We start from the raw sequence: 25,440 nt of genomic DNA, 5'->3' as shown, positions 1-25,440 counted from the left end.
ATATGAAGTGGTATTTACATGCACTAAAAAATTATGCAACGTTTCAAGGAAGAGCAACACATAAAGAGTATTGGATGTTTACATTGTTTAGTTATATCTTTGCGCTTGTTCCATTTATATTTATTTTCATTGATTCACTTACACTCTTTGCACCTATTTTAATATGGTTATACGCAGCAGCAATGATTCTCCCTTCACTTGCAGTTACTGTTCGCCGACTGCATGATACAGGAAGAAGCGGCTGGTGGTATTTAATTAACTTTGTTCCAGTTATCGGAGGCATTTGGCTGCTCATCTTACTTTGTCAAAGAAGTGAAGTAACGGCCAATATTTACGACACAGACACGCAGGCATCTTAACCAGAGTAGTTTATTAGTTTAAAAGTTGATAAATTAATAGACAAATTATTTTTAGCTAAAAAGAAAACTCCTGTTAAAAAGGAGTTTTCTTTTTTTTATTTTCCCACACGCTGCTGGGAATTTCTTTTCGAAGAACAGGTGCAATATCACTTGCAAAACGCTCTAGCTGTTCGCGCTGCTCTGCTTCGCTTAGACCGTCTACGCTGATGCTCAGCACTTCATTTCCATAAGCGCGGTGATAGTCTATAATTTTTTCAATGATTTGCTCCGGGCTTCCTACTAAAGCAGGGCCGTGTTGAACGATATCTTCTAGTGACGTGAACGGCGATTGATTATGCTTCGCTGCTTCTGTATTGCTAAATGCGTTATAGTACGGACGATAGCGGCGAATCGCTTCTTCCGTTGTATCAGAAATATATAGGCTGCTCGTCCCCGAACCGACGATGGCCTTGCGTGGGTCATGGCCATAATAAGCGAAACGTTCGCGGTAGTGGTCAATCAGCGCTTTATATTTAGCCTGAGGGTGAAAGGAATTAGATGAAAATAGCGGCTCTCCGTATTTAGCCGCCAGTTCTGTAGACAGCGGGCTTGACGCACTTCCATGCCAAACGGGAATAGAAGGCTGAAACGGTCGAGGCTGAGTCGTAACGTTAGTTAAAGGCGGACGATAACGGCCGCTCCACGTGACATTTTCTTCTGTCCAAAGCTGTTTCAAAAGAGCGTATCTTTCAGCAAGAGATTCCCATTGTTCTTCTTCTGTAATGCCAAAAAGCGGATAATGACGCGGGTCGTTGCCTTTTCCAATAATCAGTTCGAGGCGTCCACCCGACAGGTGATCAAGCGTTGCATAATCTTCAGCTACTCGTACAGGATCTAAAATGCTTAGAACGGTAACGGTAGTAAGGAGGCGAATGTGTGACGTTTTAGCAGCGATTGCACTTAAAACAACGGGAGGAGAAGAAGACAAAAAAGGAGCTCCGTGTCTTTCGCCGACCCCGTAAGCATCAAAACCTAATTTTTCTGCCAGCACTGCTTGATTTAACACATGCTGAAATTTTTCTTGAGCAGTTAATGTTTCTCCAGTAACCGGGTTCGGAATGTTTTGAATAAGGCTAAATAAAGCAAATTTCATACGTTTTACCTCCAAAAGATAAAATGATGGATGACAATAAAAAAAGCAAACGTACACTTATTATCGTGTCCATTTGCCTCCAGTTGACTGGTAGATATGTAGTTTTATTGTTTTATTAGTTGTATCTTAAGCGGTAGACACCGAGCTGTCAAGATAATCTTTTTCTGAAAACCTACTTGATTTATCGGTTAACTAGTATTATGATGTGAATAATCTTACACGAAGTATGCCGACTGGTTAACCAGAGGCTCTTGATGAAGCAGGTGCTTTATCAAGAGCCTCTTTTTATTAGATAATATAGGGATTTAGGGGAGGAACGTATGAAAAAATATTGGCTGTTTTTACTTTCAATTGTAGTAGCTGTTAGCGTGGCAGGCTGCGGAACAAACGTATCTTCAAGTGCAGGAGAAAAGAAAGAAAAAGATGTTCAAACGATTGTTGTTGGAACAGGCACTCAGTTTCCTAATATTTGCTTTATCAATGATAAAGGCAAACTGACCGGCTATGATGTAGAAGTAGTAAGAGCAATCGACAAAGAGCTACAGGATTATAAATTTGAATTTAAAACGATGGAATTTTCAAATCTGCTTCTGAGCTTAGAAAGTAATAAAATTGATATGATTGCTCATAATATGGCTCAAAACGCTGAGCGAAAGAAAAAATTTTTATTTAATGATGAAACATATAATTATTCTCCGCTTTATGTAACAGTTCCTAAAACTCGAAATGATATTCATTCCTTAAAAGATTTAGAAGGTAAAAAAATGATTGTAGGAGCTACAAGCAATGCGGCTGTTTATCTAGACAAATACAATCAAAAACACGGCAATAAAATCGATGTAGTTTACGCCGGTCAAGGTGCGGATGATGCTACCACTCAATTAAAAACAGGCCGAGCAGATGCTACGCTTGCGACACCATTTTCCATTAATTTTAGCAATCAAGCGCTGAAATTTCAGCAAAAAACGGTTGGAGATATTGTGATTAATTCAAAAGTGTATTTTATGTTTAACAAAAAAGACGAAAAGTTAAAGTCGGAAGTTGATCAGGCGATTAAAAAGCTGAAAAAAGACGGTACGTTAAAAAAACTCAGCACAAAATGGCTAGGAGAAGACTATACCGTGCAAAATTGACTATAGCAAAAAAGCAGCTGCCCATACAGCTGCTTTTTTGTATGATATAAATCCAATAGATAGAAGAAACGATCTGCAAAGAAAACAAAAATTAGTGTATAGTAGAGCTATAAGTACTATAAAAGCAGGACCGCAGTAGGAGGCAATTCATTGATTACGGATTTACAGCGCGGAGATTTCTTTCAAAAAGGACATCGTTATCGCAGAAAACAAATTCATAAGCTTTATAAAGGACAGGAACAAAGCGAAATATCAACGCCAAAAGTGCATCCATATATTTTTATTTTCACAAAAGAAAGCGGAAGTGAATACGGAACAGGACACGGGTGGAATAGAGATAAAACCGCTTTTTTCCATACGGGAGAAGGTCAAAGAGGATCGATGCAGCTCATTAAAGGCAATAAAGCGCTTCGTGAACATTTTTTATCAGGAAAAGCCGTTTACTTGTTTCACTACGTGGAGCCTGGAGTAGTCGAGTTTATTGATGAAGTGACGTATATTAATCATCAATTAGAAATTATGTGGGACTCAGACGGAGAGCTTCGTGAAGCCATTATTTTTGAACTTGAACGAAATCCCGTGATCGAGGAAAAAGCAGCAAAGCTGGATGTTTCACTTTATTCAACTGAACAGCTTCGTCATATGGCATCAGGGAAAGAAAAAAAGACAAGTGTTTATGAGCAAACGGCAGCTCTTAAACAATATGTTCACAAACGCGCAGCTGGTATTTGTGAAGCCTGCGGAGAAAGCGCGCCGTTTATCGCAAAAGATGGAAGCGCCTTTTTGCAAATGTATTATCTTTCAAAGCTTTCAGAGAGCGGACTCGCTAAGCCAAAGGACGCTGCGGCACTATGTCCCAACTGTCATAGCCGTCTACGCTACGGGAAAGGTAGTGAAGTACATAAAGAAGAGCTGATTACTAAAATTAATAAAAAAGAAGCAGGAAAGAAAAATGAGTAATATCGTCTTTCTTCATTTTATACAAAACCGTCTCTAGGCAGGGCAGCTGCCGAGGCGGTTTTTTTGTATGTAGAATGACTTCAAAAAATAAAGACAATAAAGCGTATAAAAATAATAGAAGAACAGATAATGAAGAACTGAAGCTTTCGTTTAGAAAATAGTAAAAGCTGGGGTGATGTGCTGTGGCAGAAAAGCATGACTGCGTCATTATAGGTGGAGGAATTGCAGGACTTCAAGCTGCTATTCAGCTTGGAAGATATAAGCGCAGTGTATTGGTTATTGATTCAAACGATGGACGTTCCAATCTTTGCAAAAATTATCAAAATATATTGGGATGGCCTGAGGGAATAAGCGGGCAAACTCTAAGAGAAACGGGAAGGCAGCAAGCAAAAAGCTACGGCATTCAATTTGCAGAAGAGCGTGTCCTTCAGTGTGAAAAAGAAATAGAAGGGTTTAACGTCATCACAAACTCTGCTAACTACAAAGCAGCTACTCTACTGTTTGCGACGGGAGTAGTAGACCGGGTTCCGCCTGAACTTCAGCAAGAGCTATATCCGTGTATGGGAAAAACCGTATATGTATGTCCCGACTGCGACGGGTACGAAGTAAATAATAGAAGGGTATTAGTACTAGGGTCGGGAAAAGCAGGAGCCAGTTTATCTCTTACGTTAACATATTGGACAAACGACATTACGTACATTAATCATGACAAAAAAGAGATTGGACCTTTAGCAGATGCTTTTATGCAAAAGGGAATTACCTATAAAGAAGAGGCAATAAAAAAAGTCATAACTGAAGCAGAAATGTTAAAAGGAGTCATCCTCGAAAACAATGAATTTATCTATGGAGAAAGAGGTTTTTTAGCGTTTGGAGGAAATAAAGTTCGAACAGAATTAGCGCATGGGCTCGGAGTAGAACTCCTAGAAAATCAGCACATTATCGTAAATTCACGTACAAAAGAAACGAATGTTTCAAACGTGTGGGCAGCAGGAGACATTGTGGCTCATTCTGAACAAGTTACGGTAGCGATGGGAGAAGGTTTACAAGCAGCTATTTGGATACACAAACGCTTGTTAGAGCTTTATGAAAAATAATTGTTTTTTTATAAAAAAAGTTAAGATTTCATGTTTTGTTTCCTTTTTGTTAGGGAAATGGAAATAAAAGAAAGATAAAAAATGACTAAAAATGAGGAGAAGGAGTGGCAAAAAAGTGGTATATAGTCAAGCAGTAAGAAAACCTGAGTTTCAACAAGCGGAATCGGAAGGGTTAAATGAAGCCATCCACGAGTACATAACTCGTCGTACACGTCACAATGCACCGGTTGTGGATGCGCTTCGATATATTATGACCATTGAACATAAACATGAACGCATGCAGGTAGCAGCAGAACTGTTCGGATCAGCTATTCAGCGTGTAAAAGATCAAGATATCATTCAATATCTAAAAAAGTGCGGAAGCTACAAAAGAATTTCTGATACGATGGAATAAAAACGTTTTCTTTGAAAAAAGCGCCTTTAATGAGAAGGGGGCTTTTTTTGTTTCCTCTATTTAAAAGTGAGGGTAAATACATAGAATTCTTCCAGTTTGTGCATAGTAAATGAAGCAGAATTAATTGAGGAAGAGACAGAGTTTTGTATCTGATTACGTGAATGAACATTAAAGTAGAATACAACCTTCACTTGTACAGATGCCGACTTTTGAATAAATAGCGCTTTACGTATGTATCCCTAGCAGGAGGTTTAGTGTATGAGTCAAGAAATACCGTTAAGTTCAAGTGAAATTGCTACTCTTTGGATGACCTATCAGCAAAAGACAATGATCCGAAGAATTTTAGAATATTTTATTGCGCACGCAGAAGATGACGGGGCAAAAGAAATTATGCAAGATACGCATATGCAAGTGGTGAACTATATTGAAGATATCAAAACGATTCTAAAAAATGAAGGGGCAGCCATACCGGTAGGATACACAGAAAAAGACGTAAATGTCGGTGTTCCTAAGCTTTATGATAAAATGTTTGATATTATGTTTCTTCGCCTTTTAAAAGAAATTAGCATGGGGCTACATACGCTTCATTTAACCATGTCCTACAGAAAAGACATGATCTCTCTATATAAAGAGCTTACCGCTTTCACGCAAAGTGGCTATGACAAATGTGTAGATTATCTTCAGGAAAAAAACGTGCTTCCAAGGCCTCCAGCTGTTTCAGTACCTAAAACAGCGAAGTTTGCTGAAGGTACAGATTACATGAATGGCCTCCATTTATTTTCCAGTAAACGTGCATTAAATACTGTAGAGGTAGCACATATTTATTACGCTATTGAAAGCAACATTCTTGGCATGCAAATGATCACAGGGTTTGCTCAAGTAGCAAGTGAGCCTGAAGTAAAGAAGTATTTTGTAAAAGGAAAAGAGCTGGCTAAGAAAATTGTAAGTGATTATAGCAAAATTCTTTTAGAGAGCGATATTCAGACGCCTGCAACGTGGGGAGCGAAAGCAACTGAGTCAAAAGTAGCACCTTTTTCAGATAAACTAATGATGTACTGCGTGAGTTTGTTCTGCAGTTTTGGGCTGGGAAGCAACGCTCTAGGCACTGCATTTAGTTTACGTGGAGATCTTCCTCTTACTCTTGTCAGTACGGCCAAAGACATTTTAACATACGGGCAAGACGGGGGGAAAATCATGGCCAAAAACGGGTGGCTTGAGGAACCGCCAAGTATGGAAGACCGAAATGATTTGATTAAATAGAAAAGCATAATACATGAAGAAAACTTCTTTTTTGAAAGAAGTTTTTTCTTTTGCATAAAAAATGTCGTTATTTGTTCGTTGAACGGTTTGTTTTTTGAATAAAAAGGATATATAAACTATAAATTTACAATTTTATAATAAAAAAGGGGAGTGATAAAGTTGAACTGGTAGATAAAGGTGTTGAAAAATTACGGTACGTTTTCTGGCAGAGCAAGCCGAACTGAATACTGGATGTTTGTGTTAGTTAACTTTGTTATTTCCTTTATTCTTTCGTTCATTCAGTTCGTGATTGATAAGCCTCTTTTTCTGCCGGTAATCTACTCGTTATTGGTTGCCGTTCCTTCGTTAGCGGTAGGGGCAAGAAGGCTCCACGATACGGGAAAAAGCGGATGGTGGCAGCTCATTACATTGGTTCCACTGATTGGCGGTATTTGGCTAATTGTTTTATTCTGTCAGCCTAGCGATCCAAGAGAAAATCGTTTCGGTACAACAGTCAAAGCAGCATAAATAGAACTCCCCCTTATATAAGGGGGAGTTTTTTAGTGCAGAGGTTCTACTATGACTCCATCATAAGCGGATTGGTAAATAGCTCGTATATCTTTTTCATGAAGAGGCAAAGGACTGCGAGCGAGAATTCGTTTTTGCTGGACGCCATCTGCTGTCAGCTTTTGAAGGGCACTTTCTGGAATTTCAAATCCGCGAAGAGTCTGAGGAATGCCGACGTCTTTAACAAGTGACTGCAGCTGCTTTACACACTGATAAGAAGCTTTCTCTTCTGATAAAGAGGTCACGTTTCCGCCTAGTGCTTCAAAAATATCACGCATCTTCGCCACGCAGCTGCTGCGTATGTAACCCATCACATATGGAAGCAATACGGCGTTTGATTCACCGTGAGAAATGTGAAACTGTCCGCCTAACGGATATGCAAGTGCATGAACACCAGCAACACCGGCGTTAAAAAAAGCAAGACCTGCTAAATAGCTTCCGTAGCTCATCTGAGTTCGTGCTTCTTTATCTTGGCCATCTTCTACAGCTGCTCTTAAAGAAGAGCTGATCATGCGTATTGCCTTCAGGGCTAAGGCGTCCGTTGCTGGATTTGCATTCACCGATACATAAGCCTCAACGGCATGAGTTAATGCATCAATCCCTGTAGCCGCCGTTACTTTAGAAGGAACGCTCAGCGTAAGCTCGGGATCTACAATCGCGGCGTCCGCAAGCAAATGATCGTGGGTCACAACGTCTTTGCTGCTTTCAAGAGATAATACAGAAATATTCGTTACTTCTGAGCCCGTGCCGGAGGTCGTGGGAATTAAAATTTTTGGAAGCCCTTTTTCCGTAATTTGTTTCGTGCCAGTTAAGTTCAAATATTCTTCCACAGCTCCGTCGTGAACGGCTAAAACGGCCGTAAGTTTTGCTAAATCTAATGCGCTGCCCCCACCAACTCCAATGACTAAATCAAATTTTCGGCTTTTTGCGTAAGATACGAGTTTTTCACCAAGCGCTAAAGGCGGCTCTGGTGTCGTATCTGCGTATACATCTACTTCATATCCATTTTGGATAAGAGGAGCACTCACTTTATCTACAAGTCCAATGTCTTTTAATACGGAATCTGTGACAATTAAAATATGAGCAGGGTGATATTTTTTCACTTCCGGAAGCAGTTGTTGAAGTGATCCCCATCCTGTATAGCTGAGAGGGGTGAAAACTAGTTTTGAGATGGTCATTTGTTTGCCCTCCAATTTATAGAAAAATTTTTTATCTTAAGCAGTTGCTTGATTTCACTCGTAATAACCTTCAGTAGATTTGCGGAACTGCTGAAATTGATTTGCATCGTGACCAAACCAAACTTGCGAATTCGTTTCGTAGGCTAGACGGCGTATACGTTCAACCGTGTTTGCATACCCGAGAGAGTCGTAGATAATACCGGGTGGTTTCACAGGAGGACCATAGCTCTCAGCTGTATAGATTGCATCAGATGCTAAGATAATGCCACCTGTTTCAGGCAAATGAACATGAAGGCCAAGCATACCCCAAGCATGTCCGCTTCCAAAGTTCAAGATATTAATTCCTTCTGCCAGTTTAATGGTGTCTTCGTTTCGTTTAATCGTTTTCCAATGAAGGTCATTTTTTATCCACGCGTCAATGTCAGCCCAAATATAAGCACCTTCTTTTTGATTGCGTGCATAAGACTGAAGGGTGCCATTTAACTCATCTTCATGAACGATAACAGTAGCGTTAGTGAACAATTCTAAGCAGCCAGCATGATCAAGATGAAGGTGGGAAGCAACAACAAATTTAATTTCTTTAGGATCAACCCCTAATTGTTCTAGTCGATTCGGTAAATAACATTCTTCTGTAGCTGAGTAAGGAAACATTTGTTGAGTTGCTTCAGTCCAGCGTCCTTGTGGTCCCATTGATTCAGGATTGCAGGCTGTATCAAACAGAATTTTCCCTTCCGGATGATCGATTAATACAGTATAAATTGGAAACTCTACAAATTCCGTAGGTGTATGAGGGTCCTTAACAGTTGCTGGGTTATGCATTGCAAGCATCCAGTTTTTATCCATTTGCATCGAGCCGTTATCCATCACATAAAGCTTTGAGTTAGGTTTAATAATATTACACATACAATAGCCTCCTAAACGTAGCGGGATTTTTATTTGTACTTCTAAAATGACTTTGTACTGCATTTACCCTATATTCTGGAGAGAATAATCCTTTTTAGAAGGGGGAGACTCTCTCCTGTTCTTTCAACATACTAAACTGCAATTTCTATGCCAATATTCGAAAAGTAAATATTAGCTCAGTTTTCCTTGATTTTTATAACCATGTGCTGAAAAAATTCACCGCTTTTAGAAGGAAAAAGCCTATTGTACATTGAATGGATAGTGGTGAAAAGTTTCACCGTATATTGGCGGAAATTCACCATAAGAAAGGAACATGAAATAATGACTTCTTTTAAAGAAAAAAAAGATTTGACGAACGAAACGTTACAGGCCATTATTGAATTCTCTACGGACGGAATATATGTAGTAAATAAAAAGGGAATAACGCTATATGTAAATGAAGCTTATGAAAAAATCACAGGAACCAATAAACAAAACGTATTAGGAAAGCATATGCAAACCGTTATAGATGAAGGATATATTGATCAATCTGTTTCCCTACTTGTGTTAGAAGAAAAAAACGGCGCTCTATTATGCAAACGATTTCAAGCGGAAGAGACGTTATGGTAACAGGAAATCCAGTGTTTAACAAACAAGGTGAAATAGAGCTCGTTGTTACCACTGTACAGGATATTACACAGTTAAACGCAGTTAAAAAAGAGCTGTTAAAGGTAAAAGAGTTTTCACATATGAATGCAAATAAATACGCTGTAAAAGTGAATGGGTCGGAACAGCCCCTAGTGTTTCAAAGCAATAAGATGAACTTGGTTTATCAGCAAGCCAAACGAGTAGCTCCGTTTCCTACAAGTATTCTTCTATCAGGTCCCTCAGGATCGGGAAAAGAAGTAGTCGCTAATCTTATTCATGATTCAAGCGATAGAAACAATCAGCCATTCATTAAAGTGAACTGCGGAGCCATTCCTGAACCGTTGCTAGAATCAGAGTTATTCGGCTATGAAAAGGGAGCTTTTACTGGCGCTCGAACAGAAGGGAAAATAGGACTGTTAGAACTCGCTGATGGCGGAACCTTGATGCTTGATGAAATTGGTGAAATGCCAATTTCCTTGCAAGTAAAACTGCTTCGAGTGTTACAGGAAAAGCAGGTACAGAAAATTGGAGGAACTAAAACAAAAAGTATCGATATACGAATCATTTCGGCAACAAATCAACATCTAGGAGAGCTTATTCAAAAGGGGAGGTTCCGTGAAGATTTATACTATCGTTTAAAGGTAGTTGAAATCACCCTTCCGCATTTATCTCAACGTAAAGAGGATATTGGTTTACTAGTTGATCATTACGTTTCCTACTTTTGCAGCTCGTATTACGTCCAAAAGCGCATATCAAATAAAGCGAAGCAAATGCTAGAAGCGTACCAATGGCCGGGAAATGTAAGAGAGCTTCGAAATATGGTTGAGAATATGATTGTGTCTATTCCTGGTGAAATAATTGAAGCCCATCATTTACCTTTTCATACTTATAATGAAGATGAAAAATGTGATTATTTACCTCTAAAAAAGAAAGTGGAGCAGTTTGAACAGCGGCTCGTTAAAGAAACTATTCAACATTGTTCATCACTCCGGCAAGCAGCGAAAGAATTAGGTATCGATCATTCTACTTTGATAAAGAAACTAAAAAGATGGGAATGTAAAGAAAGAGAGGAGCAGGCTTGAGATACGTAACAAAAGAATTAGCTCAGAAAATTGTGCGTAGAACGATGGAGATTATTGATTGCAACATTAACGTAATGAACGAAAAAGGAGTCATTATTGGTTCGGGTGATAAAAATCGAATGAATCAAATCCACGAAGGAGCGTTAATGGTATTAAAAAGCGGCAGTTCCTACGAAATCACTCAGCAGCAGGCTAACTTGCTGCGCGGAGCCAAACCGGGCGTGAATTTGCCTATTTTCTTTAACGGAGAAATTGTTGGGGTTGTGGGATTAACAGGACTGCCAGAACAGATTCGTAATTACGGAGAGCTTGTGCGCATGGCGGCTGAAATGATTTTTCAAGAAATGATTTTAATAGAGGAAATTCAATGGGATGAACGATTAAAAGAAGAGGTGGTTCATCAGCTTCTTCAACAAGAAGAGCCGCTTGATTCCTTATTTTTTGAACGAGCGAATCGGTTTAATATTAACTTATACCTTCCAAGAATGGCACTAATTATTAAAGCTGAAAATCGCCATGAAGTTATGAAGGTTGTAAAGAAATACATAGCTAATAATGATCTATACGCTATGCTTCCAGACGGAGTGGTTCTATTAAAATCTATAGAAGCCGGCAGCGCTAGCAGCTATGCGGAACAGCTAGAAAAACAGCTTCAGGCGTCTGGTATGGTGTGTAAGTTAGCGGCAGGATCTGTTCAAGCTGATTTTAAAGGCCTTCATACATCGTATCAGCAGGCGAAAGATACGCTTTCGGTTGGTTCAAAGCTTCATCCAGAAGCTGATTTCTACTGCTATTCGGATTATCAAATTCCCGTACTGTTACGTCAACGCGCCGGTTTTCAAGAAAATCATGATCTGTTGCAATACTATGAAAAGCTTAAGGAATATGATAAGAAAAAAGAGCTTATCGAAACGTTAACGATCTACATAGAAGAAAATGGCGAAGGAAGCACGGCAGCTAAAAAGCTTTTTATTCATCGAAATACGCTAAGCTACCGTTTAGATAAAATTCAAGATATCACGGGAAAAGATCCAAGGAAAGTAAAAGACCTTCTTGAACTGTATGTAGCGCTACTGTTATCTAAAATTTCATAATTGTGCACGTGCATAAAAGATCTTGCGATAGTAAGGTCTTTTTTTGTTGAAGTGACTAATGAAAGAATTAAAGGTAGCGCTTACAATTAGCATTGGGGATAGAAGAAACAAGAAAGGGGATGCTTTATGGACGTTCAAGTAAGCGCGTTAGGCGCGATTTGTGCATTAGTAATTGCCATTATATTAATTCTAAAGAAAGTGGCTCCTGCATACGGAATGATAGCCGGAGCTTTAATAGGAGGACTGATTGGCGGAGTTAATATTGCTGATACCGTTACTTTAATGATTGAAGGAGCGCAAGGCATCATTCCCGCAGTGCTGCGGATTCTTGCAGCTGGTATATTGGCCGGGGTATTAATAGAATCAGGTGCTGCAGCAGTTATAGCAGAAACCATTGTAAAAAAATTAGGGGAAACAAAAGCGCTTTTAGCTCTAGCGCTAGCCACACTCATTCTTACGACAGTAGGTGTGTTTGTGGATGTGGCTGTGATCACAGTGGCGCCTATTGCTTTAGCAATTGCTAAACGTACGGGTATGTCAAAGCCAGCTATTTTATTAGCGATGATTGGAGGAGGAAAGGCAGGAAATTTAATGTCTCCTAATCCTAACGCCATTGCTGCTTCAGATGCATTTAATATTCCGCTTACATCCGTGATGGCTGCAGGAATTATTCCCGCTATATTTGGCGTAACGGCCACTTATATAGTAGCCAAACGATTAGTGAAAAAAGGAACAATGGTTCAAATTGAAGAAATAGATACAGTGGATGCAAGCAGCTTGCCGCTGTTTTTAACGGCCATCATAGCACCAATTGTTACCATCGTGCTACTGGCGCTGCGCCCGCTTTTTGATCTTAATATTGATCCAATGGTTGCGCTTCCTGTAGGAGGAATTGTTGGTGCCATTGTGATGAAAAAAGGAAAACAGCTTAATACATACGCTATTTCTGGATTAGGAAAAATGTCAGGTGTAGCCATTATGCTTCTTGGAACAGGGACATTAGCAGGAATTATTGCCAACTCCCAGCTAAAAGACGTGATTATTCAAGGCTTGTCTGCCATTGGATTGCCAGCTTATGTTTTAGCTCCGGTTTCAGGTATTTTTATGTCAGCGGCAACCGCTTCGACAACAGCAGGAACAGCAGTCGCAAGCCAAGTTTTTGGCTCGACGATTTTAGAGCTGGGCGTTTCTGCTTTAGCCGGAGCTGCTATGGTTCATGCCGGAGCGACCGTACTTGATCACCTCCCGCACGGAAGCTTTTTCCACGCAACGGGCGGAAGTGTAAATATGAAAATAAAAGAACGTTTAAAATTAATCCCTTACGAATCGCTTATTGGACTCATTATGGCAATTGTATCCACGCTTATATTTGGTGTATTAAAGCTATACGGGTAAAAACAAAAAGGAGTGTTTCTATGAAAATTGTGATTGCACCTGATTCATTTAAGGAAAGCTTAACGGCTCTGCATGTTTGTGAAGCGGTTGAAAAAGGAATAAAAGCTCATTTTCCAGACGCTGAGATTAGTAAAGTACCTATGGCAGACGGTGGAGAAGGAACCGTTCAGTCGCTTGTGGACGCAACGGGTGGAGAGATTATACAAGCGCGAGTAACTGGACCGATAGGGAAAGAGGTGGAAGCTTTTTACGGAATTCTTGGAGACGGCAAAACGGCTGTTATTGAAATGGCAGCCGCTTCAGGTCTTCATCATGTCCCTGTCGATAAACGAAACCCGCTTATCACAACAACGCGAGGAACTGGCGAGCTCATTCTTAAAGCGTTAGATCACAAAGTGAAGCATATCATTATTGGCATCGGAGGAAGTGCTACAAATGATGGAGGAGCCGGTATGGCAAAAGCTTTAGGCACAAAGCTTCTTGATGCTAAAGGAGCAGAAATAAAAGAAGGAGGGGGCAGCTTAGATCAGTTAACTTCTATTGATCTTACAAACTTGGATTCTCGGCTTGCTGAAGTCAAAGTAGAAGTTGCGTGCGACGTAGACAATCCGTTAACGGGTGAAACCGGAGCAGCCGCTGTGTTTGGTCCTCAAAAAGGCGCAACTCCTGATATGGTTAAACAGCTTGACCGTAATCTAGCTCATTACGCAGCCGTTATTAAAAAAGAAATGGATATTCATATTCAGAACGTTCCTGGTGCCGGAGCGGCAGGAGGGCTTGGTGGCGGGCTGCTGGCATTTTTATCTGCGGAGTTAAAGCCAGGTGTAGACATTGTCATTAAAGCAACTCAGCTAGAAAGCTATATTAAGAATGCTGATCTTGTCATTACCGGTGAAGGAAGAATAGACGGACAAACCATTTACGGAAAAACACCCATCGGCGTAGCGAAAACAGCAAAAAAGCATAGCGTTCCCGTGATAGCGATAGCAGGAAGCATTGGAGCGGGAAGCGAAGCTGTGTATGAACACGGTATTTCTGCTTTATTCAGCGTCGTGCCCGGGGCAGTGACTCTTCCGGAAGCACTGGAAAAAGCCGGTGAAAACATTGAAAGAACAGCTAAAAACGTAGCGTCAGTTATACGCTTAGGCATAAAGTAAAGGAGTTACAGTTTTTATTGTTCCCTTTTTAATAAATAGTAAAAGGTCTCTTCTGATGAAAGAGGCCTTTTTTTCGTTTAGTGCTGAAGTAAGCTGCTATCATTCTTTTAAATTTTATATAGGAAATAGAACTAAACGTTTTCTGAAGCATCATAGTAAGTAAGCAGTTACAAAGATTCGTTAGCATTCTCGTCGGCTTACTAACTGCTACTTAAGGAAAGGAGAGGTAAACGTGCAAAAAAAGTTTAGGTTCTTGAGAATTCTACGAAATGTGATAGTAGCTATATTGGGGATATGCATCATTTGGGTTGTAACGAATCAAGTTATAACGGCAGTAGAAAAGAAAAAGTACCCTCCTATTGGTCAACTAGTAGAGGTTAATGGCAGAGATATTCATGTATATACAAAAGGTAAAGGGGAAAATACGATTGTACTACTAAGCGGGTTGGGAACGACTGCGCCTGCACTGGATTTTGAACCGTTAGTAAATGAACTGTCAAAGGATAATAAAGTCGTGGTGGTAGAACCATTTGGATACGGATGGAGTGACATTACGAATAAAAAACGAACGGTAGAAAATAGTGTAAGTGAAATGAGAGAAGCCTTGCAAAAATCGGATATAAAAGGCCCGTATATATTAATGCCGCACTCAGTTTCTGGTGTTTACAGCATGTATTACGCTAATAAATATCCAGATGAAGTAAAAGCAATTATTGGAATAGACCCTACGCTGCCACAAGCGCTAGATTATTTTAAAGAAGAAGCGCCGAATATACCAAGTTTGATGAGTGTTTTAGCGCCAAGTGGACTTGCTCGCTTAGCCCTGCTTACTAGTCCTAATCAGTATCTACCGCTAGCCGAAGAAGGAACGTATACAACAAAAAATTTAAAAATGACAAAAGTAATCTCCAGCTGGAAAGGCTACAACAAAAACGTCATCGATGAAGCAAAAGAACTGAACAACAATATAAATAAAACTCTCGATATGTCATTTCTTTCAAAGATGCCCGTAATGATTTTTACTAGAAAAGTAGACAAAGAACCAAAAGAGGGAAAATCAAATATTACGTTTTACCAGAATCAATTAAGTCACGTATCGTCGCAAAAGCTAGTTGTTTTACAAGGACATCACTATTTACATTGGACGAAGTACAGAGAAATGAGCGAATATGTGAATGATTTTATAGATACATCTATTAATTCAAGTAAAAAGAAATAAAGTTGATTTAAGAAAAGGAGTCCGAAAATTGGATCTCCTTTTTCTAGTACAGTGAGAACGATAACTAATTTATTCGTTCTATGTCTATAAATGTTATAATTAACCAATACATGGAGTGTTTTATATATAAATGAATTTCAAGAAAGTTGATAGGAAAAGGAGTAATATGATGAAAAGTCAAGTTCGTTTACTAAGGGATAAAGAATTAGAAGAAGCAGCAATCATCTATACAAGTGTTTTTAGTGGGTCACCGTGGAATGAGCCTTGGAGTATAAACACTGCTTATGCTCGTTTATACGATATCAGTAAAACTCCAGGTTACATAGGGATAGGTTACTTCCACAGTAAAAATAATAAACTCATAGGATTTATAATAGGAAATGAAGAACAGTGGGCGAACTATAAGACGTTTTATGTAAATGAAATTTGTGTGTTAAGCAACACTCAGCAAACTGGCATAGGAACGAGTCTTTTATCTTTCCTTAACGAGTTACTTATACAAAAAGAAGTGAAAGAAGTCTACGTGTCTACTGAAAGAGGCCAAGGCAAACCAGAACGTTTTTTTGAAAAGAACGGTTTTGTTACTCATGAATCCCGTATACTGATGACAGTGAATGTAGATGAAATATAAGTGGATGGGTGTAGGGGATCCGCTTTGTTATTTCAGGAGGCACGGTTCATAAAGCAGGAGGAAATAATTTATGATTTTTTCGCTACTAGTTTTAGTCGCTATTTTAACGGTGAGTATTCCGCTGATGATTATTATTATTAAAACAGTTTGGCACCGAAAGCTTCCTCGTAATTACTATACGCCGTTTGACTATCTTGCTGCACAAACAGAAGAAGAGTTTCATGAAGAGCAAAATGAACGAGAACTAGAAGAAAAAGAAGGAGATGTTGCAAACAGAAAGAGCTAAAGGTCGTTTTCAACTCCTTCTGTTTACAGCCCACTCCTCCACAATTTCCGTAAATTCCCTTAGGTGTTCTTCAAATATTCGTTTTCGATGTCCGTTTGCTCCTGATGGATGTGGAAAGCCAAATAAATACGTATGCTGAGAAAGCGAAGATTCACTTGAAAGTTTTCTTAAAACATTTTCAACTGCTTTTCCTAGCGGAACGATTAAGCACGGATTCTTTATTTCGTTCCATTCCTGTGGAAACACTTCAAAAGCATAGTGTGAAAGAAGTGCTGATCGTTCAATTGGCGGCTGATGACCCGTATAGTTTTTTCCTTTGTAAAACACAGGATACTTTAATACGGACGTTGTATGCAGCATATCTCGCTGTGAAGCAAATAACTCAGCGGCACTGTCCATAACGATCGCTTTTTGAACGCCGCATCGATCTAACATGTCTATTAAATTTACTCTCATCGTTCCGCTAAAGCTAGCGGCTTTTTTTGTTTCATACAGTACTTGTTCAAGCGGATGATGATGGGACAGGCTGGAAACGCATTGTTTAAAAGCGGTTTTCATTTGAAACCAGCCTGGTGTGATGCCGACAATAATAATATGAGCGTTTGGATTTATGTAATCGTTATGGGGTGAGTAGTACATGCTTAGTTCCTTTTCTTGACCGATTAAAAAGTCTTTTTGCAACAGCTGTTCTTTCGTAAAATTCATATTATGTAATTGTTGAAGGGCAGGCAGACATTGTTGAAAATAAGAATGTTGGCTAATCATAGGCTCTCTCTTTCCTTATCAGTATTTCTCCTTTTATTTTCCCCAACAAACCGTTTTATATCAAATATGAACAAATTCTTATGAAAATTAATATTTACTAAAAGTTTACTTAAGTTTTAGTGCGGTGTGATAAAAACAAAGTAGTAATAGCGGATTTTTGTCATTTTAACGGCGGAACTAACAAAAGAAATGAAGAATTTTGGGGAATATTTTAATAAATTTACTGAAATTTTAAAATTATTTATTGAAAGCGTTTTATTAATGTGCTATTCTTCCAATATAAGAGATAAATATTTAGTAAAAATAGAAGATTATAATAGAGAGGTAAAAAGATGGCAACTTTAAAAGATATAGCGGCGTACGCTAATGTTTCCAGTTCAACCGTATCCAGAGTACTAAATAATGATCATACGCTTTCTGTATCTGAGGTTACTCGTGAGCGCATTCTTCATGCAGCCAAGGAACTGCAATATACGCCCGTGAAGATACGAAAAGGAACGGCAAACGGAAAAGACATAGAAGCTCCAAAGATAGGTATTATTTTTGCTCAATCCCTTGAAGAAGAGTTAGTAGACCCTTTTTTTTCTTCTATTCGCCATGGAATAGAAAGTCAATGCGCAGAAAAAGAAATTTTTACAGTAAAGTCATTTAGACTAAAAGGCATGAAGCAAGAAGAGCTGCTGCAGGATCTTGATGGAGTAATTGTAGTGGGAAGAGTTAGTCCAGAAACGGTTCAAGAAGTGAGCAATCATTTAGATACTATTGTTTTTATCAATCACAAAGCGGATGAGGATTTGTACGATTCGGTCATGATTGATTTTGAGAAAGCTACTAAACATGCATTAAATCATTTATTTGACCTCGGTTATAAAAGAATTGGCTATATCGGAGGGACAGAAAGAGAACATTATATCAACGGAAGTTCTATTATTGAAGATCAGCGTCAAACGGTTTTTGAACGCGTTATGTATGAAAAAGGCCTGCTCGATTCTGAGAAAGTTTATGTCGGCGAATATTCAATGAATGAAGGATATGAGCTGATGGGACAAGCGATTAAGCAAGGAAATCTTCCTCAGGCATTTTTTATCGCAAGTGATGCAATGGCGATAGGAGCAATGCGTGCCTTGCAGCAATCAAATATAAAGGTTCCTGAAGACGTAGCGATTGTAAGCTTTGATGATGTGGATATCGCAGCATTTGCGAGTACGCCGCTCACCACAGTTAAAGTATATACCGAAGAAATGGGAAGGCAGGCTGTTAAAATGCTAGTAGATCGATTAAGCGGCAGGTCCATTCCTTTAAAAGTCATGGTGCCGACTAAATTAATTTATCGTGAAAGCTGCGGAGCCTTACTCAAAAAACAGTAGCCTAAAAGTTATAACTTGAAAGGGGGTGATAGAAAAGAAGAATTCATACATAAAGAGTGATAAGGGGGAAGAAAAATAGAAAAAAACATAGAAAAAGCAGGTTAAAAAGCCCTAGAAACTACATACTTATTGGCAGATAAGTATGTAAATGAAAAAGCTTTTTCATCTCTAGGACTCTTTGAACCTTTGTAAAAGTATAGGATTAAATTATAAGTGACTTTATTTCGTTGTGCAATGAATTTGTCTATGTATAAATAACTGAATATTCAGTTATTTATGTCTTGATAGAGTATAAGGAGGAAAAAAGATAAATGAAAAAGCTTACGTATCTTTTCGTTCTATTACTAGTCTTTTCTGTTGTGGCAGCGGGCTGCGGAAATAAAGAAGCGGCAACAGGCGGAAATGGAAAAACAACGTTAACGCTTTTTTCTACGATGAGTAATAAAGGCGAGAGAAAAGCGCTTCAAAACGCGATTGCAGAATTTGAAAAACAAAATCCAGATATTAAAATTGATGCAAATTTTCCGGGTAACGGCTATGAAGATATGCTTCGTGTGAAAATGGGTGCAAATGATATGCCTGATTTATTTGATACGCACGGCTGGTCTCAGCTTCGCTACGGTGAGTATGTAGCAGATTTAAAAGATATGGATTGGGTTCAGCATTTGGATCCGGCGCTAAATCAAATTTTAAAAGATAAAAGCGGCAAAGTGTATGCGTATCCTTTAAATCAAGCAAAAGACGGAATTAGCTATAATGCGACGCTGTTAGAAAAGTACGGAATAAAGCCTCCTAATACAATGGATGAATTTATAACAGCGTTAGAAACAGTAAAGAAGAAAAGTAAAGGAGAAGTAGCGCCTCTATGGATCCCAGGAGGAGAAAACGGCAATATTGCTCAAGTGTTTGATCAGCTGGCTACACCTCAGCTTATTACAGCAAAAAATAAGAACTACGCTAAGCAGTTGGAAAAAGGAACATTTAATTGGTCAAACTACACGCCGCTAGCGGAAACAATGGCAGAAATGAAGAAGAAAGGGCTGCTGAATGAAGATGTATTAACCGCAAAAGTATCTCAAGCAACGGAATTAATGGCTCAAAATAAAATTGCTTTCACATTTGTAGGCGGATCTCTTGGACCGGATGCAACAGAATTAAATCCTGAAGTAAAAGTAGGAACGGTACCGGTGCCTGCTATTCATAAAGGCGGTACGCAAAGCTGGATTGGCGGAGAGCGCTTTACTCTTGCTGCGTGGAAAGATTCTAAGCACCTTAAAGAAGCCAAGAAATTTATTGAATTTGTGTCGCAGCCGGAAGTTGCCAAAAAGATTGCAGAAGGAACGTCTTCAGCATCGGCTCTGACAAACAATAAAACACAAAACTACTACTCTGCATACTACGATAAGTATAGTGATATCAAAGTTGAGCCATACTTCGACCGAAAGTATTTACCGAGCGGCATGTGGGCAGTGATGTCTTCTACAGGTCAAGAAATGCTAGCGGGAAGTTTAACGCCAAAGCAATTATCAAATGAGATGGAAAAAGAGTACAAGCGTCTCAGTAAACAATAGAATAGTGTGCAAAAGTTCCTTGTTCGCCGAGAAGCAGGGAGATAGGCTCCTGCTTCTTTTCAACACAAGCTGAAATAGGAGTGAACACGATGAATGAATTAGTCAGGAAAGAGCCGGTTTCTGTAGTAAGAGATACGGAAAAACGAAGGAAAAAATTAAAAACAGAATCCTCTTTATGGTGGATGTACCTTCCCGGCTTAGTAATTATCACCGTTTTTATTATCTATCCTTTTATTAACGGAATTAGACTTTCCTTTACTAATTGGAATGGTTTTTCACAAACGTACGATTGGGTTGGGCTCGAGCAGTATAAACGTTTGCTTGCAGATCCAACGACTTGGCTTGTGATAAAAAATACGCTGCTCTACGGAATAGGCAGTACAATTTTCCAAAATATTATTGGCTTGTTATACGCTTTGCTTCTGAATCAAAGCATTAAAATGAAAGCTGTAACAAGAACAATTGTCTACCTTCCGGTTATTATCAGCCCAATTATTATGGGGTATATCTGGTACTTCTTTTTTGCCTACCAAGGGGGCGCTTTAAATGACCTTCTTGTGTTTTTAGGCTTTGAGAAGATTAATGCTTTGGGAACTCCGGAGCTTAACTCTTGGATTATCGTGTTCGTCAATACGTATCAATTTGTTGGAATTGCGATGATTATTTATTTAGCAGGGCTGCAAAGTATTTCAAAAGATTACTACGAGGCAGCGCAGCTTGACGGAGCATCTGCTCTTCAGCAGTTCAAAAACATCACGCTTCCATTGCTTATGCCTTCTATTACAATTAACGTCGTTTTAAATATTATCGGGGGTTTAAAACTGTTTGACGTCATTGTGGCGCTGACAGGAGGAGGACCTGGAGATGCATCACAGTCGATGTCTACTTTTATGTATGACTTATATTTTAGAAGACAAGACGCCGGTTATGCAGCAACTCAAGGTGTGTGCATGGCGCTCATTATTTTAGTCATTAGCTTATCAGCACTTGTGTACTTTAAACGAAAGGAGACAGAAGCGTGATGGACTATACAAATAAACGAAAAAAACGATTTTTTACCTTTCTCGCTCTTTGTATAACGCTTGTTCATATTGTCCCTTTTTATATTCTTGTTACGACTTCTTTAAAAGCAACCGGGGATTTTAGTTCCAAATGGGTATTTCCAAAAAGCGTACACCTTGAAAATTTCACAGCGGCTTGGGAGCAAGCGAATTTAGGCAGTTCTTTTATGAATACGTTTATCATTACGTTCGTTTCCGCGGTTCTGCTTATTGTTTTAGGATCAATGGCTGCGTATCCTCTAGCACGCCGCCAAACGAAACTAAATAAGTACGTCTATTTTATCTTTATCGCCGTGATGGTAATACCGCCTTTAACAGCGTTAGTTCCGCTGTACAAAATGGTTGTGAATATGGGGATGATGAACACGTACCAAATTGCTATTTTAAATAATGTCGCAGCATTTTTGCCGCTAACGATCTTTTTGTATGCGGGTTTCATTCGCTCCACTATTTCTAAAGAGCTCGAGGAAGCAGCAAGAATTGACGGTGCCGGTACGTTAACGATTTTCTTTAAAATCGTATTTCCACTGCTAAAGCCTGTTACTGCGTCTATTTTAATTATTGCCAGCGTCTACATTTGGAACGATTATCAGTTTGCAATTTTCTTCCTTCAAGATAAGGAAATGCATACATTAACCGTTACGTTAGCAAGCTTTTTTGCCGAAAATCAAAATAATCTTAGCTTAGTAGGAGCAGCTGCGATTATTGCGATGCTTCCAATGACCATTTTATTTTTAGTGCTACAAAAATACTTTATTGCAGGGCTTTCATCAGGATCTGTAAAAGGATAAAACCAATACGGGGAAGGAAGATGACAATGTCTAAAATCACATTTATCGGAGCGGGAAGTACAGTTTTTGCAAAAAATATTTTAGGAGACTGCATGTTTGTGCCTGCTTTAGCTGGCTTTGAGTTTGCTCTTTACGATATAGATGCTGAGCGTTTAAGAGATTCGGAAAATATGCTAAACAATCTAAAAGAAAACTATAAAGTGAATATTACGGTTAAAGCCTATTTGAACCGCAGAGAAGCTTTAACAGGAGCAAAGTATGTGATTAATGCCATTCAAGTAGGCGGTTACAAACCAAGCACCGTCATTGATTTTGAAATTCCTAAAAAATACGGCTTGCGTCAGACGATTGGAGATACAGTAGGAATTGGAGGAATTTTCAGATCACTGCGCACGATTCCGGTCCTGTTTGATTTTGCAAAAGATATTGAAGAAGTATGTCCGGATGCGCTGTTTTTAAACTATACCAATCCAATGGCAACGCTGACTGGTGCAATGCTGCGCTATACAAATGTAAAGACGGTAGGCCTTTGTCACAGTGTTCAAGTATGTACAAAAGATTTATTTGATTCTCTCGGAATGGATCATGAAGGAATACAAGAGAAAATCGCAGGCATTAACCATATGGCATGGCTGCTAGAAGTAAACAGAGATGGACAAGATTTATATCCAGAAATTAAGCGTCTGGCAAAAGAAAAGCAAAGAACAAAGCATCACGATATGGTGCGTTTTGAGCTAATGGATAAGTTCGGTTACTATATTACCGAATCGTCTGAGCATAACGCAGAGTATCACCCATACTTTATTAAACATAAATATCCAAATCTTGTTGATCAGTTTAACATCCCTCTTGATGAATACCCGCGCCGATGCGAAGAGCAAATTAGCAATTGGGAATCAATGAGAGAAGAAATGGTTAATAACAGTCAGTTAACTCATACACGTTCACATGAGTACGGCTCTAGAATCATTGAAGCAATGGAGACGAACGTGCCGTTTAAATTTGCAGGTAACGTATTAAATACCGGAGGCTTAATTAGTAACCTGCCGAAAAAAGCGTGCGTAGAAGTTCCATGTGTTATAGACCGAAGCGGTATTATGCCGACTTATGTAGGGGACTTACCTGAGCAGCTTGCGGCGTTAAATCGTACGAATATTAATACGCAATTGCTAACAATTGAAGCAGCAGTCACTAGAAAAAGAGAGCACATCTATCAAGCAGCGATGCTAGATCCTCATACAAATGCGGAATTATCTATGGATGACATCATTCGTATGTGCGATGATTTAATTGAAGCCCACGGCGAGTGGCTGCCTGATTTTACAGGGAAAGTGAACCAATACGTGTAATACAGGAATCCTCGGCTGTGATGGGCTGAGGATTTTTTTGTGCGTAGGAAAAGAAGGGAATATCATCCAAATCGATATTGACATTTAAAAATGTTCGTCATACACTGTAAGAAGTAAGTCATTTTATACTAAGAAAGGAAAGGTACCGTAGACAATGGATAAGTAATCCTATTTTTTTAGACATTCTTTTAAAACTTTATTTTAAATGAACATTTGTCTAGATAGGATTAGTCTGTACATTTTTAGGTGCCATTTCTATATGTCTTATATGAAGTGATTTCTCCCTTTTTTTACTCTATAAAAAGGGTGCATATTTGCGTATGCCTAATTATGACCTCTAATCCTCTCTAGAAATCCTAGGGAGGTTTTTTTATGTTATTGTTAGAAGCTATAAATATTGAAAAAAGCTATGGAGATCGCCTGCTTTTTCAAGCAGAGAAACTTCAAGTACATCGCGGCGAGCGAATTGGAATTGTAGGGAAAAACGGAGAAGGCAAATCGACGTTGCTTCATATTTTAATGAAAAAAATGAGTCCAGATCAAGGAATTGTGCAAACATATTGCCGTGCCGCATTGATTCCGCAGCTTGATGTTCAACCTACAGGAGCCGTTTCTCCTGATATGAAAAGTCAGTGGAACGTGCCAAATGAAGCCGACTTTCTTAGCGGAGGAGAAGAAACAAGAAAGAAAATTGCTGCTGCTCTTTCATCCGGCGCAGAATTGCTTGCAGCCGATGAGCCAACGAGCCACTTAGATGTAAAAGGCGTAGAAAAATTTGAAGAAGAAATGAAATCTTTTACAGGCAGTCTGCTGCTGATTTCACATGACCGAGAATTATTAAACCGCCTTTGTACGTCTATTTGGGAAGTAGAAGACGGCAAAATTCACTGCTATGAAGGCAATTATCAAGAATATGTGACGCAAAAAAAACACGCAGTGGAAAGACAGCAGTTTGAATATGAACAGTATGTAAAAGAAAAGCAGCGGCTTGAACTGGCCTCTGAAGAAAAAAGCCAAAAATCAAATTCGCTTAAAAAAGCGCCGAGCCGCATGGGGAACTCTGAAGCGAGACTTCATAAGCGAGCGGTCGGAAAACAAAAAGCGAAGCTAGACAGAAGTGCAAAAGCAATTGAAACAAGAATTGAAAAGCTAGAGAAAAAAGAAAAGCCAAAAGAAATGGAAGAAATTCATTTTGATTTATCGCAGTTTCACCAAGTACACAGTAAGCAGGTACTGAGCTTTGACAAAGTCTCGGCATCAGCTGGTAATCATATCTTGTTTCAAAATCTAAAAGGCGGTGTGAAGCCAGGAGCGAAAGTAGCGATTGTCGGCAAAAACGGTGCCGGAAAATCTACGCTGCTGAATATGATTGAACAGCAAACAGAAGGCATCACGGTTGCGAAGCCTGTAAAACTCGGCTTTTTCCATCAGCGCCTTGAAAATCTAGATCCCGCTAAAAGCATTTTAGAAAACATTAAAGAAGACAGTCCGTACACCGAGCAGTTTATTCGTACGGTGCTATCGCGCTTACTTTTCAAACGTGAAGACGTGTATAAAAAAGTAGAGATGCTAAGCGGAGGAGAACGAGTCAAAACGGCATTAGCAAAAGTTTTTTTAGGAAATTATAAGGTTCTTCTTTTAGATGAACCGACCAACTATCTTGATCTTCATACAAAAGAAGCGCTTCAAGAAGTGTTAAAAGCTTATCCAGGGACGATTTTATTTGTGACGCACGACCGCTATTTTGTTAAAAAGCTTGCGACGCATGTTTTGACGTTAAAACAGTCCAAAGCGGAGCTCGCGGCGATTGAAGACACGGGTAAAAGCAAAAAAGCGTCACAGCAGCAAAATGAAGCGGAGAAACTTGCGCTTCAACTAGAATTAACAAAAGTGATTAGCGAGCTTTCTATCACGCCAGAAGGAAAAGACAAGCAGCGGCTTGAAAAAAGATATGAAGAGCTGTTAAAAGAAAGAAAACGATTAAATAGAAAGGAAGGGTAATATCACTTCACCTAACAATGAATACAATGATGTTACTGAACATCAAAAGCGTATTGAAGGAAAACTAACAGATATGAATGTAAAA

Annotated in this window: 25 protein-coding genes; 21 read left to right on the top strand and 4 right to left on the bottom strand. The window is 39.1% G+C overall.

All coding sequences use genetic code 11. The features are described from left to right. Window positions 1-2: 2 nt before the first annotated feature. A complete protein-coding gene (locus SB717_RS14975; RefSeq protein WP_410904068.1) occupies window positions 3-359 on the top strand; it encodes a DUF805 domain-containing protein in 357 nt (118 codons plus the stop codon). Window positions 360-432: 73 nt separating this feature from the next. Here SB717_RS14975 and SB717_RS14970 read toward each other — a convergent pair whose 3' ends face one another. Beyond that, window positions 433-1,491, bottom strand: coding sequence for an LLM class flavin-dependent oxidoreductase (locus SB717_RS14970; RefSeq protein WP_410904067.1), 1,059 nt, complete (start codon window positions 1,489-1,491; stop codon window positions 433-435). Window positions 1,492-1,811: 320 nt separating this feature from the next. On the opposite strand from SB717_RS14970, the gene SB717_RS14965 reads away from it, so the two are divergent. The 6 genes from SB717_RS14965 to SB717_RS14940 all read left to right on the top strand — a co-directional run bounded on the left by SB717_RS14965 (window position 1,812) and on the right by SB717_RS14940 (window position 6,839). After that, on the top strand, window positions 1,812-2,624 hold the full coding sequence (locus SB717_RS14965; RefSeq protein WP_410904066.1) for an amino acid ABC transporter substrate-binding protein: 813 nt from the start codon (window positions 1,812-1,814) through the stop codon (window positions 2,622-2,624). A gap of 150 nt (window positions 2,625-2,774) precedes the next feature. Beyond that, the gene (locus SB717_RS14960) at window positions 2,775-3,584 is read left to right on the top strand and encodes an SRA domain-containing endonuclease (protein ID WP_074680584.1); all 810 of its coding nucleotides are present in this window, start codon (window positions 2,775-2,777) and stop codon (window positions 3,582-3,584) included. Between the two features lie 182 nt (window positions 3,585-3,766). Next, window positions 3,767-4,678, top strand: a complete 912-nt coding sequence (locus SB717_RS14955) for an NAD(P)/FAD-dependent oxidoreductase (protein WP_410904065.1) — start codon at window positions 3,767-3,769, stop codon at window positions 4,676-4,678. Window positions 4,679-4,793: 115 nt separating this feature from the next. Next, a complete protein-coding gene (locus SB717_RS14950) occupies window positions 4,794-5,072 on the top strand; it encodes a hypothetical protein (RefSeq protein WP_013083544.1) in 279 nt (92 codons plus the stop codon). A gap of 258 nt (window positions 5,073-5,330) precedes the next feature. Further along, window positions 5,331-6,332, top strand: a complete 1,002-nt coding sequence (locus tag SB717_RS14945; RefSeq protein WP_410904064.1) for a DUF3231 family protein — start codon at window positions 5,331-5,333, stop codon at window positions 6,330-6,332. A 171-nt stretch (window positions 6,333-6,503) separates the two neighbouring features. Next, window positions 6,504-6,839, top strand: a complete 336-nt coding sequence (locus SB717_RS14940) for a DUF805 domain-containing protein (RefSeq protein ID WP_410904270.1) — start codon at window positions 6,504-6,506, stop codon at window positions 6,837-6,839. A gap of 32 nt (window positions 6,840-6,871) precedes the next feature. On the opposite strand, the gene SB717_RS14935 is transcribed toward SB717_RS14940, so the two are convergent. Together SB717_RS14935 and ahlS are read right to left on the bottom strand one after the other, a co-directional pair. Then, window positions 6,872-8,056 (bottom strand): iron-containing alcohol dehydrogenase, encoded by a 1,185-nt coding sequence (locus tag SB717_RS14935; protein ID WP_410904063.1) that lies wholly within the window; start codon window positions 8,054-8,056, stop codon window positions 6,872-6,874. A gap of 54 nt (window positions 8,057-8,110) precedes the next feature. Continuing rightward, window positions 8,111-8,959 (bottom strand): AhlS family quorum-quenching N-acyl homoserine lactonase, encoded by an 849-nt coding sequence (gene ahlS, locus SB717_RS14930; protein WP_074680594.1) that lies wholly within the window; start codon window positions 8,957-8,959, stop codon window positions 8,111-8,113. A 321-nt stretch (window positions 8,960-9,280) separates the two neighbouring features. Here ahlS and SB717_RS14925 point away from each other — a divergent pair, with 321 nt between their 5' ends. The 8 genes from SB717_RS14925 to SB717_RS14890 all read left to right on the top strand — a co-directional run bounded on the left by SB717_RS14925 (window position 9,281) and on the right by SB717_RS14890 (window position 16,450). Next, entirely contained in the window at window positions 9,281-9,568 is a 288-nt protein-coding gene (locus tag SB717_RS14925) for a PAS domain S-box protein (RefSeq protein ID WP_410904062.1), read from the top strand. Next, complete coding sequence (locus tag SB717_RS14920; RefSeq protein WP_410904061.1) at window positions 9,532-10,668, top strand: sigma-54 interaction domain-containing protein; 1,137 nt, start codon at window positions 9,532-9,534, stop codon at window positions 10,666-10,668. Before SB717_RS14925 ends, SB717_RS14920 begins: the two co-directional genes overlap by 37 nt. Continuing rightward, a complete protein-coding gene (locus SB717_RS14915) occupies window positions 10,665-11,762 on the top strand; it encodes a sugar diacid recognition domain-containing protein (RefSeq protein WP_410904060.1) in 1,098 nt (365 codons plus the stop codon). The genes SB717_RS14920 and SB717_RS14915 overlap by 4 nt, the downstream gene beginning before the upstream one ends. A 126-nt stretch (window positions 11,763-11,888) precedes the next feature. Beyond that, on the top strand, window positions 11,889-13,157 hold the full coding sequence (locus SB717_RS14910) for a GntP family permease (protein ID WP_271994806.1): 1,269 nt from the start codon (window positions 11,889-11,891) through the stop codon (window positions 13,155-13,157). Between the two features lie 20 nt (window positions 13,158-13,177). After that, window positions 13,178-14,314 carry a glycerate kinase gene (locus SB717_RS14905; protein WP_410904059.1) on the top strand — a complete coding sequence of 379 codons (1,137 nt, stop codon included), beginning with the start codon at window positions 13,178-13,180 and terminating at the stop codon, window positions 14,312-14,314. Window positions 14,315-14,639: 325 nt separating this feature from the next. Further along, window positions 14,640-15,533 carry an alpha/beta fold hydrolase gene (locus tag SB717_RS14900; protein WP_410904269.1) on the top strand — a complete coding sequence of 298 codons (894 nt, stop codon included), beginning with the start codon at window positions 14,640-14,642 and terminating at the stop codon, window positions 15,531-15,533. Between the two features lie 166 nt (window positions 15,534-15,699). Then, window positions 15,700-16,164, top strand: coding sequence for a GNAT family N-acetyltransferase (locus SB717_RS14895; RefSeq protein WP_410904058.1), 465 nt, complete (start codon window positions 15,700-15,702; stop codon window positions 16,162-16,164). A 70-nt stretch (window positions 16,165-16,234) separates the two neighbouring features. Further along, the gene (locus tag SB717_RS14890; RefSeq protein WP_034651244.1) at window positions 16,235-16,450 is read left to right on the top strand and encodes a DUF3951 domain-containing protein; all 216 of its coding nucleotides are present in this window, start codon (window positions 16,235-16,237) and stop codon (window positions 16,448-16,450) included. A gap of 9 nt (window positions 16,451-16,459) precedes the next feature. Here the strand turns inward: SB717_RS14890 and SB717_RS14885 are convergent, their stop codons facing one another. Continuing rightward, window positions 16,460-17,215, bottom strand: a complete 756-nt coding sequence (locus SB717_RS14885; protein ID WP_410904057.1) for a uracil-DNA glycosylase family protein — start codon at window positions 17,213-17,215, stop codon at window positions 16,460-16,462. 332 nt (window positions 17,216-17,547) lie between these two features. On the opposite strand from SB717_RS14885, the gene SB717_RS14880 reads away from it, so the two are divergent. The 6 genes from SB717_RS14880 (at window position 17,548) to abc-f (ending at window position 25,355) form a co-directional block, all read left to right on the top strand. Further along, complete coding sequence (locus tag SB717_RS14880) at window positions 17,548-18,582, top strand: LacI family DNA-binding transcriptional regulator (protein WP_410904056.1); 1,035 nt, start codon at window positions 17,548-17,550, stop codon at window positions 18,580-18,582. Window positions 18,583-18,893: 311 nt separating this feature from the next. Further along, entirely contained in the window at window positions 18,894-20,153 is a 1,260-nt protein-coding gene (locus SB717_RS14875) for an ABC transporter substrate-binding protein (RefSeq protein ID WP_410904055.1), read from the top strand. An 89-nt stretch (window positions 20,154-20,242) separates the two neighbouring features. Continuing rightward, on the top strand, window positions 20,243-21,175 hold the full coding sequence (locus tag SB717_RS14870; protein WP_410904054.1) for a carbohydrate ABC transporter permease: 933 nt from the start codon (window positions 20,243-20,245) through the stop codon (window positions 21,173-21,175). Next, complete coding sequence (locus SB717_RS14865; RefSeq protein ID WP_410904268.1) at window positions 21,175-22,005, top strand: carbohydrate ABC transporter permease; 831 nt, start codon at window positions 21,175-21,177, stop codon at window positions 22,003-22,005. Before SB717_RS14870 ends, SB717_RS14865 begins: the two co-directional genes overlap by 1 nt. A 26-nt stretch (window positions 22,006-22,031) precedes the next feature. Further along, on the top strand, window positions 22,032-23,354 hold the full coding sequence (gene melA / locus SB717_RS14860; protein WP_410904053.1) for an alpha-glucosidase/alpha-galactosidase: 1,323 nt from the start codon (window positions 22,032-22,034) through the stop codon (window positions 23,352-23,354). A 372-nt stretch (window positions 23,355-23,726) separates the two neighbouring features. Further along, the gene (gene abc-f / locus SB717_RS14855) at window positions 23,727-25,355 is read left to right on the top strand and encodes a ribosomal protection-like ABC-F family protein (RefSeq protein WP_410904052.1); all 1,629 of its coding nucleotides are present in this window, start codon (window positions 23,727-23,729) and stop codon (window positions 25,353-25,355) included. Window positions 25,356-25,440: the final 85 nt, after the last annotated feature.

It is taken from the genome of Priestia sp. SIMBA_032 (genome assembly GCF_046535215.1).
Classification (GTDB): Bacteria; Bacillota; Bacilli; order Bacillales; family Bacillaceae_H; genus Priestia; species Priestia aryabhattai.
This window is presented reverse-complemented; position numbering and strand designations above follow the sequence as displayed.

Coding starts and splice junctions, on each gene's coding strand:
- SB717_RS14975 (WP_410904068.1), top strand. CDS start 3: ATGAAGTGGTATTTACATGCACTAAAAAATTATGCAACGTTTCAAGGA.
- SB717_RS14970 (WP_410904067.1), bottom strand. CDS start 1,491: ATGAAATTTGCTTTATTTAGCCTTATTCAAAACATTCCGAACCCGGTT.
- SB717_RS14965 (WP_410904066.1), top strand. CDS start 1,812: ATGAAAAAATATTGGCTGTTTTTACTTTCAATTGTAGTAGCTGTTAGC.
- SB717_RS14945 (WP_410904064.1), top strand. CDS start 5,331: ATGAGTCAAGAAATACCGTTAAGTTCAAGTGAAATTGCTACTCTTTGG.
- SB717_RS14935 (WP_410904063.1), bottom strand. CDS start 8,056: ATGACCATCTCAAAACTAGTTTTCACCCCTCTCAGCTATACAGGATGG.
- ahlS (WP_074680594.1), bottom strand. CDS start 8,959: ATGTGTAATATTATTAAACCTAACTCAAAGCTTTATGTGATGGATAAC.
- SB717_RS14925 (WP_410904062.1), top strand. CDS start 9,281: ATGACTTCTTTTAAAGAAAAAAAAGATTTGACGAACGAAACGTTACAG.
- SB717_RS14920 (WP_410904061.1), top strand. CDS start 9,532: ATGCAAACGATTTCAAGCGGAAGAGACGTTATGGTAACAGGAAATCCA.
- SB717_RS14910 (WP_271994806.1), top strand. CDS start 11,889: ATGGACGTTCAAGTAAGCGCGTTAGGCGCGATTTGTGCATTAGTAATT.
- SB717_RS14905 (WP_410904059.1), top strand. CDS start 13,178: ATGAAAATTGTGATTGCACCTGATTCATTTAAGGAAAGCTTAACGGCT.
- SB717_RS14895 (WP_410904058.1), top strand. CDS start 15,700: ATGATGAAAAGTCAAGTTCGTTTACTAAGGGATAAAGAATTAGAAGAA.
- SB717_RS14890 (WP_034651244.1), top strand. CDS start 16,235: ATGATTTTTTCGCTACTAGTTTTAGTCGCTATTTTAACGGTGAGTATT.
- SB717_RS14885 (WP_410904057.1), bottom strand. CDS start 17,215: ATGATTAGCCAACATTCTTATTTTCAACAATGTCTGCCTGCCCTTCAA.
- SB717_RS14880 (WP_410904056.1), top strand. CDS start 17,548: ATGGCAACTTTAAAAGATATAGCGGCGTACGCTAATGTTTCCAGTTCA.
- SB717_RS14875 (WP_410904055.1), top strand. CDS start 18,894: ATGAAAAAGCTTACGTATCTTTTCGTTCTATTACTAGTCTTTTCTGTT.
- SB717_RS14870 (WP_410904054.1), top strand. CDS start 20,243: ATGAATGAATTAGTCAGGAAAGAGCCGGTTTCTGTAGTAAGAGATACG.
- SB717_RS14865 (WP_410904268.1), top strand. CDS start 21,175: ATGGACTATACAAATAAACGAAAAAAACGATTTTTTACCTTTCTCGCT.
- melA (WP_410904053.1), top strand. CDS start 22,032: ATGTCTAAAATCACATTTATCGGAGCGGGAAGTACAGTTTTTGCAAAA.
- abc-f (WP_410904052.1), top strand. CDS start 23,727: ATGTTATTGTTAGAAGCTATAAATATTGAAAAAAGCTATGGAGATCGC.